This window comes from Leifsonia sp. NCR5 (genome assembly GCF_002105485.1).
Taxonomy (GTDB): Bacteria; Actinomycetota; Actinomycetes; order Actinomycetales; family Microbacteriaceae; genus Leifsonia.
Genome location: NZ_NCSR01000005.1, coordinates 186156 through 203405, shown reverse-complemented (window position 1 = coordinate 203405; position 17250 = coordinate 186156). Strand labels below are relative to the sequence as shown.

General features: G+C 68.1%; 19 protein-coding genes. 9 read left to right on the top strand and 10 right to left on the bottom strand.

Annotated elements, in window-relative coordinates:
* Positions 1 to 248 precede the first annotated feature (248 nt).
* Positions 249 to 530: a Fe-S cluster assembly protein HesB gene (locus B7438_RS06775; RefSeq protein ID WP_085368791.1), complete on the bottom strand. Its 282-nt coding sequence runs from the start codon at positions 528 to 530 to the stop codon at positions 249 to 251.
* Positions 531 to 653: 123 nt separating this feature from the next.
* On the opposite strand from B7438_RS06775, the gene B7438_RS06770 reads away from it, so the two are divergent.
* On the top strand, positions 654 to 878 hold the full coding sequence (locus B7438_RS06770) for a hypothetical protein (protein WP_085368790.1): 225 nt from the start codon (positions 654 to 656) through the stop codon (positions 876 to 878).
* A gap of 28 nt (positions 879 to 906) precedes the next feature.
* Here the strand turns inward: B7438_RS06770 and B7438_RS06765 are convergent, their stop codons facing one another.
* Positions 907 to 1452: a type 1 glutamine amidotransferase domain-containing protein gene (locus B7438_RS06765; RefSeq protein WP_085368789.1), complete on the bottom strand. Its 546-nt coding sequence runs from the start codon at positions 1450 to 1452 to the stop codon at positions 907 to 909.
* Positions 1453 to 1507: 55 nt separating this feature from the next.
* Between B7438_RS06765 and B7438_RS06760 the strand changes: the two genes are divergently transcribed.
* A complete protein-coding gene (locus tag B7438_RS06760) occupies positions 1508 to 2332 on the top strand; it encodes an aldo/keto reductase (RefSeq protein WP_085368788.1) in 825 nt (274 codons plus the stop codon).
* Between the two features lie 29 nt (positions 2333 to 2361).
* Here the strand turns inward: B7438_RS06760 and B7438_RS06755 are convergent, their stop codons facing one another.
* Positions 2362 to 4494: a S9 family peptidase gene (locus B7438_RS06755; RefSeq protein ID WP_085368787.1), complete on the bottom strand. Its 2133-nt coding sequence runs from the start codon at positions 4492 to 4494 to the stop codon at positions 2362 to 2364.
* 9 nt (positions 4495 to 4503) lie between these two features.
* On the bottom strand, positions 4504 to 5973 hold the full coding sequence (locus B7438_RS06750; protein ID WP_085368786.1) for an FUSC family protein: 1470 nt from the start codon (positions 5971 to 5973) through the stop codon (positions 4504 to 4506).
* A 78-nt stretch (positions 5974 to 6051) separates the two neighbouring features.
* Here B7438_RS06750 and B7438_RS06745 point away from each other — a divergent pair, with 78 nt between their 5' ends.
* Positions 6052 to 7761 (top strand): alpha-glucosidase, encoded by a 1710-nt coding sequence (locus B7438_RS06745; RefSeq protein WP_085368785.1) that lies wholly within the window; start codon positions 6052 to 6054, stop codon positions 7759 to 7761.
* Between the two features lie 47 nt (positions 7762 to 7808).
* Positions 7809 to 8294 carry an SRPBCC family protein gene (locus B7438_RS06740; protein WP_256921896.1) on the top strand — a complete coding sequence of 162 codons (486 nt, stop codon included), beginning with the start codon at positions 7809 to 7811 and terminating at the stop codon, positions 8292 to 8294.
* On the opposite strand, the gene B7438_RS06735 is transcribed toward B7438_RS06740, so the two are convergent.
* From B7438_RS06735 to B7438_RS06710, 6 genes are all read right to left on the bottom strand, one after another.
* A complete protein-coding gene (locus B7438_RS06735) occupies positions 8284 to 8784 on the bottom strand; it encodes a TetR/AcrR family transcriptional regulator (protein ID WP_247597273.1) in 501 nt (166 codons plus the stop codon). The genes B7438_RS06740 and B7438_RS06735 overlap by 11 nt on opposite strands.
* Positions 8785 to 8955: 171 nt before the next feature.
* Positions 8956 to 11274, bottom strand: coding sequence for a transglycosylase domain-containing protein (locus B7438_RS06730; protein WP_085368782.1), 2319 nt, complete (start codon positions 11272 to 11274; stop codon positions 8956 to 8958).
* Positions 11275 to 11357: 83 nt separating this feature from the next.
* A complete protein-coding gene (locus B7438_RS06725; protein WP_256921899.1) occupies positions 11358 to 11726 on the bottom strand; it encodes a MarR family winged helix-turn-helix transcriptional regulator in 369 nt (122 codons plus the stop codon).
* Between the two features lie 436 nt (positions 11727 to 12162).
* Positions 12163 to 12663: a MarR family winged helix-turn-helix transcriptional regulator gene (locus B7438_RS06720; RefSeq protein WP_256921895.1), complete on the bottom strand. Its 501-nt coding sequence runs from the start codon at positions 12661 to 12663 to the stop codon at positions 12163 to 12165.
* 32 nt (positions 12664 to 12695) lie between these two features.
* Positions 12696 to 13250, bottom strand: a complete 555-nt coding sequence (locus B7438_RS06715) for a MarR family winged helix-turn-helix transcriptional regulator (protein WP_085368780.1) — start codon at positions 13248 to 13250, stop codon at positions 12696 to 12698.
* Between the two features lie 47 nt (positions 13251 to 13297).
* A complete protein-coding gene (locus B7438_RS06710; protein WP_085368779.1) occupies positions 13298 to 13675 on the bottom strand; it encodes a hypothetical protein in 378 nt (125 codons plus the stop codon).
* Between the two features lie 215 nt (positions 13676 to 13890).
* Here B7438_RS06710 and B7438_RS06705 point away from each other — a divergent pair, with 215 nt between their 5' ends.
* The 5 genes from B7438_RS06705 (at position 13891) to B7438_RS06690 (ending at position 17220) form a co-directional block, all read left to right on the top strand.
* The gene (locus B7438_RS06705; RefSeq protein WP_179150745.1) at positions 13891 to 14220 is read left to right on the top strand and encodes a hypothetical protein; all 330 of its coding nucleotides are present in this window, start codon (positions 13891 to 13893) and stop codon (positions 14218 to 14220) included.
* A 46-nt stretch (positions 14221 to 14266) separates the two neighbouring features.
* Positions 14267 to 14422, top strand: a complete 156-nt coding sequence (locus B7438_RS20495; protein WP_168688558.1) for a hypothetical protein — start codon at positions 14267 to 14269, stop codon at positions 14420 to 14422.
* A gap of 131 nt (positions 14423 to 14553) precedes the next feature.
* A complete protein-coding gene (locus B7438_RS06700; RefSeq protein ID WP_085368778.1) occupies positions 14554 to 15228 on the top strand; it encodes a PadR family transcriptional regulator in 675 nt (224 codons plus the stop codon).
* Positions 15229 to 15379: 151 nt separating this feature from the next.
* A complete protein-coding gene (locus B7438_RS06695; protein ID WP_085368777.1) occupies positions 15380 to 16396 on the top strand; it encodes an ABC transporter ATP-binding protein in 1017 nt (338 codons plus the stop codon).
* Positions 16393 to 17220, top strand: coding sequence for an ABC transporter permease (locus B7438_RS06690; RefSeq protein WP_085368776.1), 828 nt, complete (start codon positions 16393 to 16395; stop codon positions 17218 to 17220). Before B7438_RS06695 ends, B7438_RS06690 begins: the two co-directional genes overlap by 4 nt.
* Positions 17221 to 17250: the final 30 nt, after the last annotated feature.

Genomic DNA, 17250 nt, shown 5'->3' with positions numbered 1-17250 from the left:
GCCCCTCTACGCCTCCCCGCAGACCCCGCAGCCCGCCGCGCCGCCGTCCGCGCCGCCGGCACCATCGTCGCCCCAGCCACCTGTCGCACCGCCTGCCGCTCCGCCGACCCAGCCGCCCGCGCCGCCGACGCAGCCGCCCGCGCCGCCAGCCCCACCGGCCCCACCCGCGCCCTGACCGCTACCGCACGCAGAACGGCCCCCGATGCCGGAGCATCGGGGGCCGTTCGTCGCGCGGGGCGTTCGCGTCGTTACGCGAGTGCGCCGATCGCGAAGCTGACCGCGCCCTGGTCGTCCACCTGGGCGTCGAGGATCTTGTCGTCGAGGGCGACCGCGGCGCCCTCTTCGAGGAACAGGCGTGCGCCGCCGGACTCGACCACCTGGTCGGCGGGCTCCGGTGCGGGGGTGACCGCCGCCGCGAAGGACGTGTTCTGAGGGTTGTTGCTGCTGATTCGCAGTCCGGCCTCGTCCTGCGGGGCCTGCTCGGTGAGCGTCTTGACGATCGTGCTGGCGTTCTCTGTCAGGGTGAGCATGGTGCTCTCCTTTCCGTTTGTTTCCAGGAGTCGCCTACGCTCCCGCACCCGCCGCGACCCTGCAAGGGGAATCGCCGTCATTGCCAGGGAACACTCACCTGCGGCCCCCTCTAAGCTCGACCAATGGACTCTCTCATACCGGTCATCTGGTTGTGGCTCGCCATCATGACGGGCGGACTCGCGCAGGCCAAGGGCCGTTCCGGCTGGACCTGGTTCGTGCTCGGCCTCCTGCTGGGCCCGATCGCCGCGACCTGGCTGGTCGCCTGGAAACAGTTCCAGCCGACCACGCCCGCCGCTCCCGCCAGCCCGGCAGCGCCGTCACCGACCCCGGAGGCCGACCCCTCCTAGCCGTCGCGCAGCAAAGCCGCCCCGCGCGTCAAGCCCCGACGACCGCCACGAATTCACGGTTGAACGCGGGCAGGTCGTCGGGTTTCCGCGACGACACGAGCACGAACGGTCCCTCGTCCAGCACGACCTCCTCGTCCACCCAGCGGGCTCCGGCGTTGCGGTAGTCCGTCTGCAGGCTTGGCCAGCTCGTCAGCGTGCGGTCGGCGACCACCCCTGCTTCGATCAGCACCCACCCGCCGTGGCAGATCACGCCGATCGGTTTGCCGGCCGCAGCGAACGCCGAGACCAGGGCCACCGCATCCGGTTGTGTGCGCACGAAGTCGCCGTTCGCCACCCCACCGGGGAGCATCAGTGCGTCGTAGTCGTCGGCCGTCGCGTCGGCCAGGGTCACGTCGACCGGGAACGTGTCGGCCGGGGTCAGGTGGTTGAACGCCTGCACCTCTCCCGCCTTCTCGGAGACCAGGACCGGCGTTCCGCCTTCGTCGGCGACCGCTTTCCACGGCTCCACGAGCTCTGCCTGTTCGATGCCTTCCTCCGCCACCAGGAACGCGACCTTCTTGCCGTTGAGTGCCATTTTCTCTCCTTCTCTCCCATCCACCTGTACGCCTGTGACGCGGCAGAATGAACCCATGACGCACATCCCGGAGCTTCTTCTCAACGACGGCAACCGCATCCCGCAGCTGGGCTTCGGCGTGTACAAGATCCCGGATGCGGAGACCCCGGATGCGGTGCTCACCGCCATCGACGCCGGGTACCGGCACATCGACACGGCCGCGTTCTACGAGAACGAGCGCGGGGTGGGCGACGGCATCCGGCGGAGCGGCCTCGACCGCGACGAAGTGTTCGTGACCACCAAGGTGTGGTGGGACCAGAACGGCTACGACAGCACCCTCCGGTCGTTCGACCGCAGCCTCGAACGGCTCGGCTTCGACAGCGTCGATCTGTTCCTCATCCACTGGCCTGCGCCGAAGCACGACAAGTACGTCGACACCTGGCGTGCGCTCGAGACGATCCGGGATGAGGGGCGAGCCAGGTCGATCGGCGTCGCCAACTTCCACATCCATCACCTGGAACGGTTGGCTCGGGAGACGGACACGGTGCCTGCCGTCAACCAGGTGGAGCTGCACCCGTGGCTGCCGCAGGCGGAGGTGCGCGCGTACGGTGAGGAGCACGGCATCGTCACCGAGGCGTGGTCGCCGCTCGCCCGCGGCCGCATCCTCGGGAACGAACCGCTCGCGCGCATCGCAGAGAAGCACGGCGTGACACCTGCGCAGGCCGTGATCCGCTGGCAGCTTCAGCTCGGCAATGTCGTCATCCCGAAGTCGCTCACCCCTGACCGCATCCGCCAGAACTTCGACGTCTTCTCGTTCGAGCTCGACGCCGACGACCTCGCCACCATCGCCACCCTCGAGTCCGGCGAGCGCACCGGCCGCGACCCCGACGACCTCGGCTGACGCCCGCCCCGGCGCCGCCGCGCCCTGCGCTACTCGCCGGTCGGGTGCGCGCCGACCGCGTCGACGAGCCAGGCGTAGGCGAACGCGCGCTCCCGCCACGCCGAATACCGGCCGGATACCCCGCCGTGCCCGGCAGCCATCTCGATCTTCAGCAGCGCGTCGGCTCCCACCTCGCGCAGCCGCGCCACCCATTTCGCGGGTTCCACGTACAGCACGCGGGTGTCGTTGAGGCTGGTCACGGCCAGGATGCGCGGGTAGTGGGTGTCGTGCACGTTCTCGACCGGGGAGTACGACTTCATGTACGCGTACACCTCCTCGTCGTGCAGCGGGTCGCCCCACTCGTCCCACTCGATCACCGTCAGCGGAAGCGACGGGTCCAGGATGCTCGTGAGCGGGTCGACGAACGGCACCTCCGCCAAAATCCCCGAGAAGTATTTCGGCGCCAGGTTCGCGACGGCGCCCATCAGCAGGCCGCCCGCGCTGCCGCCCTGCGCCGCGAGCCGGTCCGGAGCCGTCCATCCGGTGTCGATCAGGTGTCGCGCGCTGTCCACGAAGTCGGTGAACGTGTTCTTCTTGTGCAGCTTCTTGCCGTGCTCGTACCAGAGCCGTCCCAGCTCGCCGCCGCCGCGCACGTGCGCGATGGCGAACACGATGCCTCGGTCGAGCAGGCTGAGCCGGGGGATGCCGAACGACGGGTCCATGCTCGCCTCGTACGACCCGTACCCGTAGAGCACGAGCGGCGCGGGCTCGCCCGGCGTGACCAGGTCGCGCCGGTACACCAGCGAGATCGGGATGCGCGTGCCGTCCTTCGCGGTCGCCCACTCGCGCTTCTGGGCGAACAGCGCAGGGTCGAACTCTCCGAGCACGGCCTGCTGTTTGCGCATCCGGAGTTCGCGGGTGCGCACGTCGTAGTCGTACACAGTGGAGGGGGTGACGAAGCTGCCGTAGCCGAGGCGCAGGGTCGGCTGAGTCCATTCGGGGTTGCCGCCGGCGCCGACGGTGAAGAGTTCTTCGTCGAAGTGCAGCTCGTGCAGGGTGTCGTCGGCGGAGCCTCCGTCTTCCGGCACGCACGCGACGGCCACGCGGGTGAGCCCCTCCCTGCGGTATTCGACGGCCACGAAGTCGCGGAACGCGTCCACCCCTTCGAGCCGGACGTCGGGGTTGTGGGGGAGCAGCACGCGCCTGGCGCCCTGCGGGTCGTCGGCGGCCACGCTCACCAGCTCGAAGTTGACGGCGTCGTCGTTGTGCACGATCAGCAGCCGGTCGCGTCCGCCGACGACGGCGTGCTCGACGTCGTACTCGACGCCCTCCTTGCGCGGCCAGACAACGGCGAACTCGCCGGTCGGGTCGCTCGACCGCAGCAGCCACGCCTCGCTGGTGATGTTCGACCCGGCCTCGATGACCAGGAAGTCGCGACTGCGGGTGAGCCCGACGCCGATCCAGTAGCGCTCGTCCGGCTCGTGGAACACCTGCACGTCGGTGCCGGGTGCGCCGTCCCCGACCCTGTGCCGCCACACCGTGTCCGGACGCCAGGCGTCGTCGACGGTCGTGTAGAAGATGTACTCGCCGCTCTGATCGAACAGCGCACCGGATGCGGTGTCCTCGATCTCGTCGGGGAACTCCACCCCGTCGTCCACCAGCGACCGCACCCGGATCGTGTACCGCTCGTCGCCTTCCGTGTCGACCGCCCACAGCAGTCGCGTGCCGTCGGCGCTCACGTCGAAGCTGCCGAGCGCGTAGAACTCGTGCCCCTCCGCCTCAGCGTTGTCGTCGAGCAGGATCTGCTCACCCGGCAGCCCGTTGCGCTGCGCCTCCTCGTCGAGCGCCGGCGGCTCCCAGTCGTCAGCGCCGGCGATGGGCGCGCGGCAGTGGATGCCGTACTGCTTCCCCTCGACCGTCCGCGTGTAATACCACCAGTCGCCTTCGCGGGTGGGGACGCTCAGATCGGTCTCGCGGGTGCGCCCTTTGATCTCTTCGAAGATCTGCTCGCGCAGCAGCGCCAGGTTCTCGGTGCGGGCGTTGGTGTACGCGTTCTCCTCGTGCAGGTGAGCGACGACGGCCGGATCGTCCTTGTCGCGCAGCCACTCGTACTGGTCGACGTACACGTCCCCGTGATGGATGCGTTCTGTCGGCTTCTTCGGCGTGATCGGCGGCGTGAGCATTCCATCAGGCTACCGTCCGCCATCCCGCCCGCGCCCGTCGAGCTCGGCCCCGAGCGCCAGCAGAGCCGAGTGGATGCGCGCGAAGTCGACCGGCGCCGCGAGGCTCTTCCGCGCCTCCCTGACCGCGCGCCGCAACCGCGCGGCGGCGGTGTCGGCCGCGCCATCACCCGCGAGCCGCGCATCCACTGCCGGCCCCAGCGCGAGCGCCACCTCGATGCAGTCGATCGCCCTGATCGTCTTCCGCCCGCCCACGATGCGCCGCGCCCGGTGCGCCGGCGCCAGTTGTTCGACGCGGGCCAGGGACGTTCGGAACGCCCCGACCCGCTCGTCCGGCGGTACAGCGGGGTCGGCCGGGGCGAACACCGCACCGAGCGCCACCAGCATCTCCGACAGTCGCTTGCGCACCACATCGTCGGAGCGGACGGGCAGCACGAACCACGCCGCCGCGATCCCGATCACCGCACCGGTCACGATCGCGAGCACCCTCTCGCCGAGCACCGCCCAGAGCGACGCTCCCGTGGGCGCGACGCCGAGCAGTCCCTGGAGCAGCGCGACGGCGAGCGTCACGGCCAGCGCCCAGAACGCGTAACTGTATCCGCGCAGCCAGGTGCCGACGAACAGGGCGGCGAAGATGACGACGACCGCGAGCATCCCGGTCGGCTCCGCCACGAACGTGAACGCCACGGCGACGATTGTGCCGCCCAGCGCCCCCGCCACCCGTAGCGCACTCTTGTGCACCACATCCCCGCGCCCCCGGTTGCCGGAATTGACGATGAAAGCGGTCAGCACGGTCCACATCGCATGGTCGGGGAACAGCAGCCAGCCAGCGACGAACGCCGCGGCGAGGGCCGCCGCCATCTGCAGCGCCATGCGGGTGCTCGCCGGGAGGCGGCGGGGCGCAGGGGCGGCAGCGGCGGCCGCCCCGGCACCCTCGCCCGCCCGAGCACCCTCGCCCGACCCAGCAACCTCACCCACAACCGCAACCCCCGCCAGCACCCCAACCTCCCTGGCGACCGCCACCCACGCAACAGCCACCACGGACGCGCCGACCAGCAGCACCAGATCCAGCCACCACCGCCCGGTCTGCGCCCCCGCCCCCGGGGCGACGAGGATCGCTGTGAACGGCAGCGTGACCAACGCCCCCAGCCGCGCAATCCTCCCGCCGAACCGCCGCATCCAGATCGGCACGCTCATCCCGGCCACGAACGCGACCGCGCCGACCACCGGCGCCGCGACGAGCAGCCACCCGACCCCCGCCGCCACCAGCCCGATCACGGGAAGCAGCGCCGCCGACCGCGCAAACTCACCCCGCGACGCGAACGTCCTCCGCGACAGCGTCAGGGCCACCACGGTCGCAAGCACAGCGGTGCCGTACCCGCCTCCGACCGCGACCGCGATCCACCACATGGTCGCGCACGCTCCCGCGGCGGCCGCGACGGAGATCAGGGCGGAGAGCCCGGCGCGGGCCACGGGATGCATGGGTGCATTTTCTCACCCGCCCGGCGTTCCGCCACGACCCGCTCCGGCCCGCCACACCCCACCGGCTACTCTGAACAGATGAGCGAGAAATGGTGGCAGTCCGCCGTCGTCTACCAGGTGTATCCCCGGAGTTTCGCGGACAGCAACGGTGACGGCATCGGCGATCTGCGTGGTGTCATCGACCATCTCGACCACCTGGATGCGCTCGGCGTCGATGTGGTCTGGCTCTCGCCGATCTACGCGTCGCCGCACGACGACAACGGGTACGACATCAGCGACTATCGCGCCATCGATCCCGCGTTCGGCACCTTCGACGACTTCGACGAGCTGTTGCAGGAGCTGCACGCGCGCGGCATGAAGCTCGTGATGGATCTGGTCGTCAATCACACCTCCGACGAGCACGCGTGGTTCGTCGAGTCGTCCGCGGGGCCGGACAGCCCGAAGCGCGACTGGTACTGGTGGCGGCCGCCGCGCGACGGCAAGGCGCCGGGGGAGAGCGGTGCGGAGCCGAACAACTGGGGGTCGTTTTTCTCCGGGTCGGCCTGGCAGCTCGATCAGGCGAGCGGCGAGTACTACCTGCACCTGTTCTCCCGCAAGCAGCCCGACCTCAACTGGGAGAACCCGGAGGTGCGGGATGCGGTCTACGAGATGATGAACTGGTGGCTCGACCGCGGCGTCGACGGGTTCCGGATGGACGTCATCAACCTCATCTCGAAGGTGCAGGACCTGCCGGACGGCGTCGTTCCTCCCGGCGCGCTCTACGGGGACGGTTACCCGTTCTACGGGCAGGGGCCGCGCATCCACGAGTTCCTGCACGAGATGCACGAGCGTGTTTTCGCGGGGCGCGACGACCGGTATCTCACGGTGGGAGAGATGCCCGGCGTCACCGTCGACCAAGCTCAGCTGTTCACCGATCCGACGCGCGGCGAGCTGGACATGGTGTTCCAGTTCGAGCACGTCGACCTCGATCATGGGCCCGGCGGCAAGTGGGATCACCGCCCGGCGTCGGTGCTCGACCTCAAGCGGTCGTTCGCGAAATGGCAGGACGGCCTCGCCGAGCGCGGCTGGAACAGTCTGTACTGGAACAACCACGACCAGCCCCGCGTGGTCAGCCGGTTCGGCGACGACGGCGATGCGCGCATCCCGTCGGCGAAGGCGCTCGCCACCGTGCTGCACCTGCAGCGGGGCACGCCGTACGTCTACCAGGGCGAGGAGCTCGGGATGACGAACGTGCCGTTCCGCGGCATCGAGGACTTCCGTGACATCGAGACCCTCAACCACTACGCGGAGGCCGTCGACGTGCTCGGTGCCCCGGCCGAGGAGGTGCTGGCCGCGCTGCGCACCACGAGCAGGGACAACGCCCGCACCCCGGTGCAGTGGTCGGATGCGCCGAACGCCGGGTTCACGACGGGCACGCCGTGGATCCCGGTGAACCCGAACTTCCGCGAGGTCAATGCGGCGGCGGAACGGCGCGACCCTGACTCGGTGTTCGCGTACTACCGCAGCCTCATCGACCTGCGGCATCACGACGAGCGCGTCTCCAGCGGGACGCTCGAGATGGTGCTCCCCGAGCATCCCCAGGTGTTCGCGTACACGAGGACGCTGGGCCAGCGCCAACTGCTCGTGCTCGTCAACCTCACCGGAGAGCAGGCGGACTACGAGCTTCCGGACGCGCAGGTCTGGGCGGGTGCGACGACCGTGCTGAGCAACCTCCCGGATGCGCGGGGCGGAGTCACCGGGACGCTCGCGCCCTGGCAGGCCCTCGTGCTCTCCCGCGACGACGCCTGAGCCGAAAAGTCAGGCACCGCTTGCCACCAGCGGCGGGCGGGTGTCTGATGAGCCCCAGGAAAGCTCTGCGGAGCAGAGCCGGGGAGGCGGTCATGGGCAGCTACGTCGCACGGGCCGAAGTGGATGTGCGCGCGCCGCGTTCGACGGTGTGGCGGGTGCTCACGTCCAACGGTGCGCATCCGGAGATCATGTTCGGCGCCGACGTGGAGTCGGACTGGCGCATCGGGAGCCGCATCGTCTGGCGCGGTGAGTGGAACGGGAAGACGTTCGAGGATCACGGGCGCGTGATCGAGTTGCAGGAGCCGAGTAGGATCGTGCTCACGCACTTCAGCCCGCTGAGCGGGTTGGACGACGTCCCGGAGAACTACCACTCGTTGCGGTTCGAGCTGGATGAGACGCCGACGGGCACTCACGTCACCCTCGACCAGGACAACAACCCGACGGCGGAGGCGGCGGAGCACTCCCGGGAGAACTGGACGACGATGCTCGCCGGTGTGAAGGCGGTCGCGGAGCGCGCAGCTTCTAAGCCGTGATCGCCTCGTTCAGGTACGCGCCGATGAACACGTCGAACGCGGACACCGTCTTCTCCTTGTCGCCGGTGAGCAGATAGCCGAAGTGGAGTCCGGCCGCGGTGTCGGCGAGCCAGTGGGCGAGCACCGCGGCGCGCCGCTTCTCGACGCCATTGCTGGTGAGCCAGCGCTGCACGACCGCGAGCCAGTCGGTGAACGACGTGGTGATGCGTGTGCCGATCTCCGGGTCGATCGGTTCGAGCGCGCCGGCCTCGAACTGCAGGCGCAGGCCGGTGCGGTTGCCCTCGCGGAGCGAGTGGCGGAAGGCCTCGCTGTACCAGTCCGCGAACTGCTGACGGTCGAAACCGGCGATGTCGACGCCGACGGCCGCCTCGGACTGCTGGCGCACACCCTCCTCGAGGATGGCGTCGATCATGCCCTGACGCGAGCCGAAATGGTAGACGAAGGAGTACGTGCTGACCCCGAGGGAGCTCGCCAGACTGCGAAAGGTCATCCGCGACAGAGGCTCGGTCGCAACATGTTCCATGATGCGGCCCAAAAGCTCTGGCTTTCGACTGGGGTCTGGTGTACGTCCCACGCGATAACCATAAGCGAGCCGCCGCTCACGAAGGAAGGCAAATCAGGGTATAAAAACCGGAATCCCAATATCGCTTTCGGGGCCGCGTCAGCCGCGTCCTGGAGGGTTGGCGCCGCCGTTGCCCGGACCGCCGTTGCCGGGGCCGCCGCCGTTGCCCTGGCCGCCGTTGCCGCCGCCCGCGGGGGGAGCGGGAGCGGTCGGTGCGGTCGGCGTCGGCGGCTTCGGCGCAGGCGGAGCCTTCGTGAACTTCGCATCCGGCCCGGGGAACGCCGTCCCGCCGTAGACGGCGTTGAGCGCGGCCAGGATCGGCTTGGCGATGGCGAACTTCACGTTGCCGCCTCCAATGCCGTTGAACGACTGGCTGCGCAGCGCGACCGCGCCTTCCACGTTGCCGACCCAGGTGGCCTGGGCGACCTTGGTGGTGGAGGTGACGAGCCAGTTCTCCAGCGAGTCGTCCGTCGTGCCGGTCTTGCCGAAGATCGGGATGCCGTCGTTCGGGTTGGCCGAGGTGGCCGTTCCTCCGCGGAGCACGCCCTGCAGTGCGAAGATCGCGGCGGCCGCGACACCGGGATCGATCGGCGTGGTCGAGCACTGCGTCTTCGGAACGGCGTGCTCCGTGCCGTCAGCGTTCAGGATCTTGTCGATGGCGATCGGGCTGCAGGCGACCCCGTTGTTGGCGATGCCCGCGTACGCGGTGGCCATCGTGATCGGGGCGATGTAGTTGGTGCCGAGCACGGAGGAGGGGTTGGCCATGAAACGGTTGGCCTCTTCGTCCGCGCCGTGGACGAGCAGATCCTGCGCGCGCTGCTTGATGCCGCACAGGTCGAGCTTGGTAGCCATCTGGGCGAAGATCGTGTTGATCGACTGCGCCGTGGCGTTCATCACGGTGGTGCTGCTGACCGATTCGCCCTCGTCGTTCGAGACCGGCCACGGCGCTCCGCCGATGTCCTGACACGGATCGCTGGAGTGGAACGACGACTGCGGGAACAGGTGCTGTGTGCCGTTGACGGACTCGTACAGCGAATGACCCTCCTGCAGCCATTCGAGGAGGTCGAACGCCTTGTACGCCGAACCGGTCTGGAAGCCTTCCGACCCGCCATCCACGTAGTCGGTGTTGTAGTTGACGGCCGTGGTCGCCGGAGCAGGGGCCGCGGTGTTGTCGTACGGCCGGTTCTGCACCATCGTCACGACGCGTCCCGTTCCCACTTCCACCGACACGTTGGAGGAGCCGAGGTCGAGGTACGGGCTCGCGGGCGGGATGTACGCGGCGATGGATGCCTGGGCCGCCCCCTGCAGGTCGAGGTTGAGGGTGGTGTAGATCTTCAGGCCGCCGCGGTTGAGGAAGCCGGAGCGGTCGTCGCTCGTCTTGCCGAAGATCGCGTTGTTCTCGATCTGGCGCTCGACGTAGTCGCAGAAGAATGCCGCGTTGAACTGCTGGGCCGTCATGCAGCCGTTCTGCACCGGAGTGATCTTGGGCTCGACCTTGGTCGCCTTCGCCGCGTCGTGCTCCGCCGTGGTGATCTTGCCGTTGGCGAGCATCCGGTCGAGCACGTAGTTGCGGCGGTCGAGCGTCTCCTTGTATCCGTCGGCCGCGCCGTTCTCCTTGCTGGTGGGCTTGTCGATGCGCAGGTTGTCCGGGTTGTTCAGGATGGCGATGAGCGTGGCGGACTGCTGCAGGTTGAGAGCTTTCGCAGAGACGCCGAAGTAGTATTCGGCCGCCTGCTGAACGCCGTAGGTGCGGCCGCCGAACAGAGCGATGTTGAGGTAGCTCTGCAGGATCTGGTTCTTGGTGTATTCCTTCTCGAGACCGATTGCGTAGCGCATCTCCTTGAGCTTGCGCACCGGGTCGACCTCTGTGGCGTCGTTGTAGCAGGACTCGTATGCCGTGAGCTGCTTCTTCTGCACGGCGGCCGTGGCCGTCACATCCGGCTGCTTGTTCTCGCAGCGCTGCACCAGGATGTTCTTGACGTACTGCTGCGTGATCGACGATCCGCCCTGCACGTCTTTGTGGAGGGCCGTGAGCATCGCGCCGCGGATCGTGCCCGTGACGTCGACGCCGCCGTGCTCGTAGAACCGCGGGTCCTCCGTGGCGATGGCGGCGTCTTTGAGGTTCTGCGAGATGTCGTCCCAGCCGACCTCCACGCGGTTCTGCGAATAGAAGGTCGCGATGGGCACGTCTTTGCCCCCGGACTTCGCGTACATCGTCGATGCCTGCGCGAGCGGCTCGACCTTGATGTACTCGGGGAGGCCGTCGAAGACGCCGATGGTCGAGTCGGCTGCCGACCCGGTCAGTGCGACGGCCGGCGTGACGGCGGCGGCGCCGAGCACACCCGCGACGGCGCTGAGCGCCACGAACCCCAGGAGCGCGGGCGCCCATCCCCATTTGCTGCGACCCGAAGATTTCATGGCGTCATGATACGCGGCGAGGTTGGCGGTTTCACCGGGACACCGTCAGGTTGGGGAGAAGCACGGGATGTGGATGGACGGTGTCACTCGTCCCGGAGCTTGTCGCAGAGCTCGGCCAGGCGGTCGAGCTCTGCGGGGTCGAGCCGTCCGCCGACGCGTTCGGTGATCGTCCGCATGTGCTCGACGGCGACCCGCCGGAACATCTCGAAGCCGGAGTCCGTCATCCGGATCACCGTGCCGCGCGCATCCGACGGCTCCGGGCATTTCGCGACGAGTCCGCGGGCGACCAGCCTGTCGACCAGCCTGCTCACGCTGGGCTGGGTGAGCAGCACGTGCTTGTTGAGGTCGCGCAGGCGGAGCGAGCGGTCGGGCTGCCTGGAGAGGTTGAACAGCACGTCGTATTCGTTGAACGAGATGTCCCTGGTCGGGAACTCGGCGGCGAGGGTGCGCATCACGGCGACCTGGGCACGGAACAGCGACTCCCACGCCGACACGGCGTTGACGCGTGCAGACGCGCGCCGCGCGTCGCCCGTCCGCTCGCCGGTTCCGGCGTGCGTGCCGGTTCGCTCGCCGGTGCTCGCTTGCGCCTCTGTACGCATGATGCTGCTGCCTCCTCGGGTGGGACGAATGCTCGATGCATTCGCATCCTTCCACCAACCGGTGACAGTTCCATCCGTGCCAGCACGGGATCCTGGATGTGGCGGGACCGGCGTTAACAGATTGAGGGCCGGCCGCAGAGGCTAGCGGCCGGCCCTCTCCCTTGCACCAAGAGTGTCCTGCAATCACATTCCGCGTTGGCTGCCACAGCAAACAACTAACGCTCTTGAACTATATAACGAAGAGGTAACGGGATCTAGTTATCTGTTCGTTATTTTTGCTGCGAATTTTCTATGTGCGCTTTCGAGCCGGCTCAGCGTCCTCGTTCAGGTGGTCGAGGGTCTCGGTGAGGCGCCCGAGGAACGCGCTGACGACGCGCGCCTGGTCTTCGTCGAGGGATGCGGCGACGGCCAGCAGCCTGTCGTGCATCTGCCCGAGCGTCTCCCTGACCTCTTCGTCCGCGCCCGGGGTGGCGGTGATGACGATGCTTCGCCGGTCGTTCGGGTGCGGCGCCCGCTGGATGTGCCCGGATGCGCTGAGCCGGTCGAGCATGATCGTGATCGACGACGACTTCATGCCGAGCAGTGCCGCGAGGTCGGCGGGCGTGGCCAGCCGGCCCTCTTCTTCTGCGCGGAGCAGGAAACGCAGCGCGCGCAGATCGGCCTCGCCCATCTTCATGGACTCGCGGGTGCGTCTGCGCATCGCCTGTTCGACGGCGCGGTAGGTGCGCAGCGAGCGGAGGACGCGCACCGTGCTGGCGGGCGCCGTTTCAAACCAAGGGTGTTCGGGCATACGGCCGCCAGTTTACCCGGCGTGTCGCGAGGTCAGTGCTTCGCCCTGTCGGCGGTCCTGTCGCCCGCTCTGTCCGTGGCGGGACGTGCGCTGTCGATGTGGTCGACGGCGTCGCGCAGGCGGTCGATGAAGTCCACGATCGTGTCCGCGTCCTCGTCGGAGAGGGAGGCGGCGACCTCGACCAGCTCTTCGCGGATGTCGCCGAGGATGGCCTTGTGCAGCTCGTCCGTCGGAACGGTGGGCACGATGATGAGCGCGCGCCTGTCGAACGGGCTCGGCTCGCGCCGGACGTGCCCGGCCTTCTCGAGCCTGTCCAGGAGGATCGTGATGGAGGAGCTCTGCACGCCGAGGTAGTCGGCGAGCTCCTTCGGCCCGACGTTGACGCCGCGCTCGTTCGCCCGGAGGAGGTAGCGGAGTGCCGAGATGTCGTTCTCGCTCATCCGCATCGCCTGCTCCGAGCGTCGCTGCATGGCCGCGTCAGCGGCTCCGTACGCTCGCATGGCTTCGAGGACGGCCACGGCTCTCTCCCGTTCCGCCTCCGGTCCGTACCAGTAATGAGGCGTCGAACCCTGTTTGTTCGTCGTCATGCACTAGATGATAGACCAACTACAAGCTAGTCAATCTAGCGATGCCGCTAGACCGCCACCGGCGCGGCCATCGCCGATGCGTTCGTCAGCGCGGCCGCGGGGGTGCGCTGCCTGCGCTTGGACAGCGAGGTGACCTCGACGGGCTCCGGAGGAACGACGACTCCGGCCGACCTGCTGGCCATCTCCATCATCAGTTCGAGCCAGGCGTCGTTGAGGCGGTCGGCCGAGTCCCGGCTGAACTCGTAGCGCAGCGGGATGGCGTTGTCGATCCAGACCGAGTGCCTGCCCGGCGTCGAATGCTCCGTGGTCCAGCTCAGCAGGAAGGGCTCCCTGCGCCGCAGTTTGACCGTGATAACCGCTTGGATATGGGCGAGGACCCGATCCTCGAACTCGAATCCTTCGCCGTCGTACACCAGCACACCCATGACACGCTCCCCATCTCGTCGTGCGCCCATCATGGCGACAACATGAGGATAGCGTATTACTAGATCGTCTAGCTACGCATGTTCGGGAATATTCATTGCTGTAGCTATTAGCGTATCCGGAGCCGTGAATCAACCCCCCTGGCCAAATTTGTCTCAGCGTCGGACTATCTAGAGAATCTAGTTATCCATCACCGAGAAGCTCGAAAGGGCACACCATGACGATCGCGACAGACGCACCGGCGACGATGACGGCACCCTCGCTGGACGCAGCAGACGCCGCAGGCGCCACCCAGCCGGCGGGAGGCACGGAGTGCGTGACCTGGCGCATCCCCACGGCGGGACTCTGGGTCGCCGAGACCCCCTCCGCCTACCTCGGGATGGTCGACCACAGCCGTGACGGGTTCGTCGCCACCAGCAGCACGGGCCGCGACCTGGGCGTCTTCGCCACCCTTGCCGATGCTCAGCTCGCGGTCTACCGCACCTGGTCGACGCCGGATGCTGCACCGCGCGCCGGCTGGACGTTCCGCGGCTCGGCCGCCCACTAACTCTCCGACCTCCCAACCGTCCCCAACAAGAAGGAATCACCTCGAAATGCTCGCCCTCATCATCGTCCTGCTCGTCGTCTGGGCCATCCTGGCCGTCCTCGGCTTCGCCATCAAGGGACTCCTCTGGCTCGCGATCCTCGGTCTGGTCTTCTTCGTGATCACCGCGATCGTCGGGTTCATCCGACGCAACAGCAGGGCCTGAACGCACCGTACGAACAGAGCGGGCCTCCCCGGCGACCACGGTCGCGGGGGAGGCCCGCTCTTCGTGTTCCCGGGCATGCTGGACAGAGCACTCGAAAGCGAATACTCTAAACAAAGTATTCGGAGGTGAACATGTCCAAACGCGCGATCTCGAACCCGCTGGCCCTCGCGGTGCTGTCCTGCCTGTGGGAGCGGCCGATGTACCCGTACGAGATGACCACGTCCATGCGCGAGCGCGGCAAGGAAGACAGCATCCGCCTCAACTTCGGATCCCTCTACGCGGTCATCAAGTCGCTGGAGAAGCACGGCTTCATCGTCGCCACCCAGACCGAGCGGGAGGGCAACCGCCCGGAGCGCGTGGTCTACGAGATCACGGACGCGGGCCGCCGCGAGGCCGACGAGTGGCTGAGCGAGCTCATCGACACCCCCGTCAAGGAATACCCGGCCATCGAGACCGGCCTCTCCCTCCTCCCGATGCTCCCGCCGCAGACCGCGCTCGAACTCCTGGAGAAGCGGGTGGAGCGGCTCGACGACGAGATCGCCTCCCGGCACCGCCAGCTCGACGAGATCGGCGACAGCCTCCCCGAGCTGTTCATGGTCGAATTCCACTACCGCCAGGCGGTGCTGGATGCGGAGCGCGCGTACATCGCGGGGCTCGCATCGCGCATCCGGGACGGGTCGATCGGCGGCCTGCAGATGTGGGAGGGGCTGCACGCGCTCCTCCGCGAAGGACTCAGCATGGCCGACATCCAGCAGAGGGTGTCGGCGGGCGACTTCGGGCAGGAGGTGGCCGACCTGCTGGGCTAGAAAACGAACCGATGGCCGGAGAGCGGCAACTCTCCGGCCATCCAAACCCCAGTCGTTCCGTGAGGAACCTGCGTCAACAGTCACCGAGGGTCCATTTCCAATGGTATCGCGCGGGTCTCTCACGAACGGCTTCACTCGAAAGGAAGCCATCGTGACAACCGAATATCCGTCGGCGCTCATCGCCGACGATCTCAGAAAGTCCTACCCGGCCGGCAGGGGCAAGCCGCCCGTGCGCGCCGTCGACGGCCTCAGCTTCACCGCTGAGACCGGCACCGTCTTCGGGCTGCTCGGCCCGAACGGCGCGGGCAAGTCCACCACCATCAAGATCCTCTCGACGCTCGCGCGTGCGGACTCCGGCCGCGCGATCGTCGCGGGCATCGACGTGGCCAGGCATCCGGGCAGGGTGCGCCGTTCGATCGGGTTCGTGGCGCAGAAGTCCGTCGCGGATCCGACGGACACCGGCGCGGAGAACCTGGTGCTCGCCGGCAGGCTGCAGGGTCTGTCCGGTCGGGATGCGCGCGCACGGGCCGCAGAGCTGCTCGGCCGGTTCGGTCTGGCGGAGCACGCCACCCGCCAGGTGAAGACGTACTCGGGCGGCATGTCCCGCAAGCTCGACGTCGCCATCGGCCTGATGCACCGTCCGGCGGTGCTGTTCCTGGACGAGCCGACCACCGGCCTCGACCCGGAGGCGCGGGCGGAACTGTGGGCGGAGATCGAGCGGATGACCGCGTTCGAGAACATGACCGTGCTGCTCACCACGCACTATCTGGAGGAGGCGGACAGGCTCGCCAAACGGCTCGCCATCGTCGACAGGGGAACGGTCGTGACGGCCGGGACCCCGGAGGAGTTGAAGAACGACCTCCGCGGCGACGCCGTGATCGTCGAGCTCACCGCAGACGCCGACCCGTTCGCGGCCCTGACCGCCCTCGGACGAGTGGATGCGCTGAGTGAGGTCGGCGGCGACGGCCGCACCCTGCGCGCCCGCGCAGACAGCGGCGCCGCCACGCTCCCGCTCGCGCTCGCAGCGCTCGAGGCAGCAGGCATCGCCGTCGCGTCCGCGACCCTCGCTCGGCCGAGCCTCGACGACGTCTACCTGCGGCACACCGGCCGCACCCTCACGAAAGCTCAGGAGACCGCGCAGGACGCAGCATTGGAGAACGCATCATGACCGCCATTGCCCCCACCAGGATCCACTCGGAGCGCACGGCGTCCGGGCCGTCGTTCTTCACCCACACCGCCGTGCTGACCGCGCGCTTGCTGCGCGCTGCCTGGCGGATGCCGGTGTTCCTCGTGATGAACCTGGTGCAGCCGATCATCTGGCTGCTGCTGTTCGGGCAGCTGTTCAAGGCTGTCGTGCAGATCCCGGGCTTCGGCAACGGGCAGAGCTATCTGGAGTTCCTCACGCCCGGGATCGTGATGATGATGGCGCTGTTCGGCAGCGCGTGGTCGGGCACGGTCTACATCCAGGACATGCAGCGGGGTGTGATGGACAGGTTCCTCACGTCGCCGACCAGCCGTCCGGCGATGATCGTGTCCACCCTCGTCTACCAGTCGATCCTGGCCGTGGTGCAGTCGCTCGTGGTGCTCGGGATCGCGTTCTGGGCCGGGGCACGGTTCGAGGGCGGGTTCACCGGGATCGTGCTGCTGCTGCTCGCGGTGGTGCTGCTGACGGCGGTGTTCTGCTCGCTCTCGAACGCGGTCGCCCTGCTCGCGAAGGAGCAGACGGCGCTGATCGGCATCTCGCAGCTGATCACGCTGCCGCTGATGTTCCTTAGCTCCGCGATCATGAACACGAAGCTCTCACCGGAGTGGGTGCAGAACGTCGCGGCGTACAACCCGTTCGAGTGGGCGGTGATCGTCGGCCGTCAGGCGCTCTCCGCGCATCCCGACTGGTCGTCGCTCTGGCTGCACGTCGGCCTGCTCGCCGCGCTCACGGTCGTGATGGCCGCTCTCGCCACCTCGGCCTTCCGCGCCTACCAGCGTTCCGCCTGACCCGAACAATCGAGTCCGAAGTTATTCACG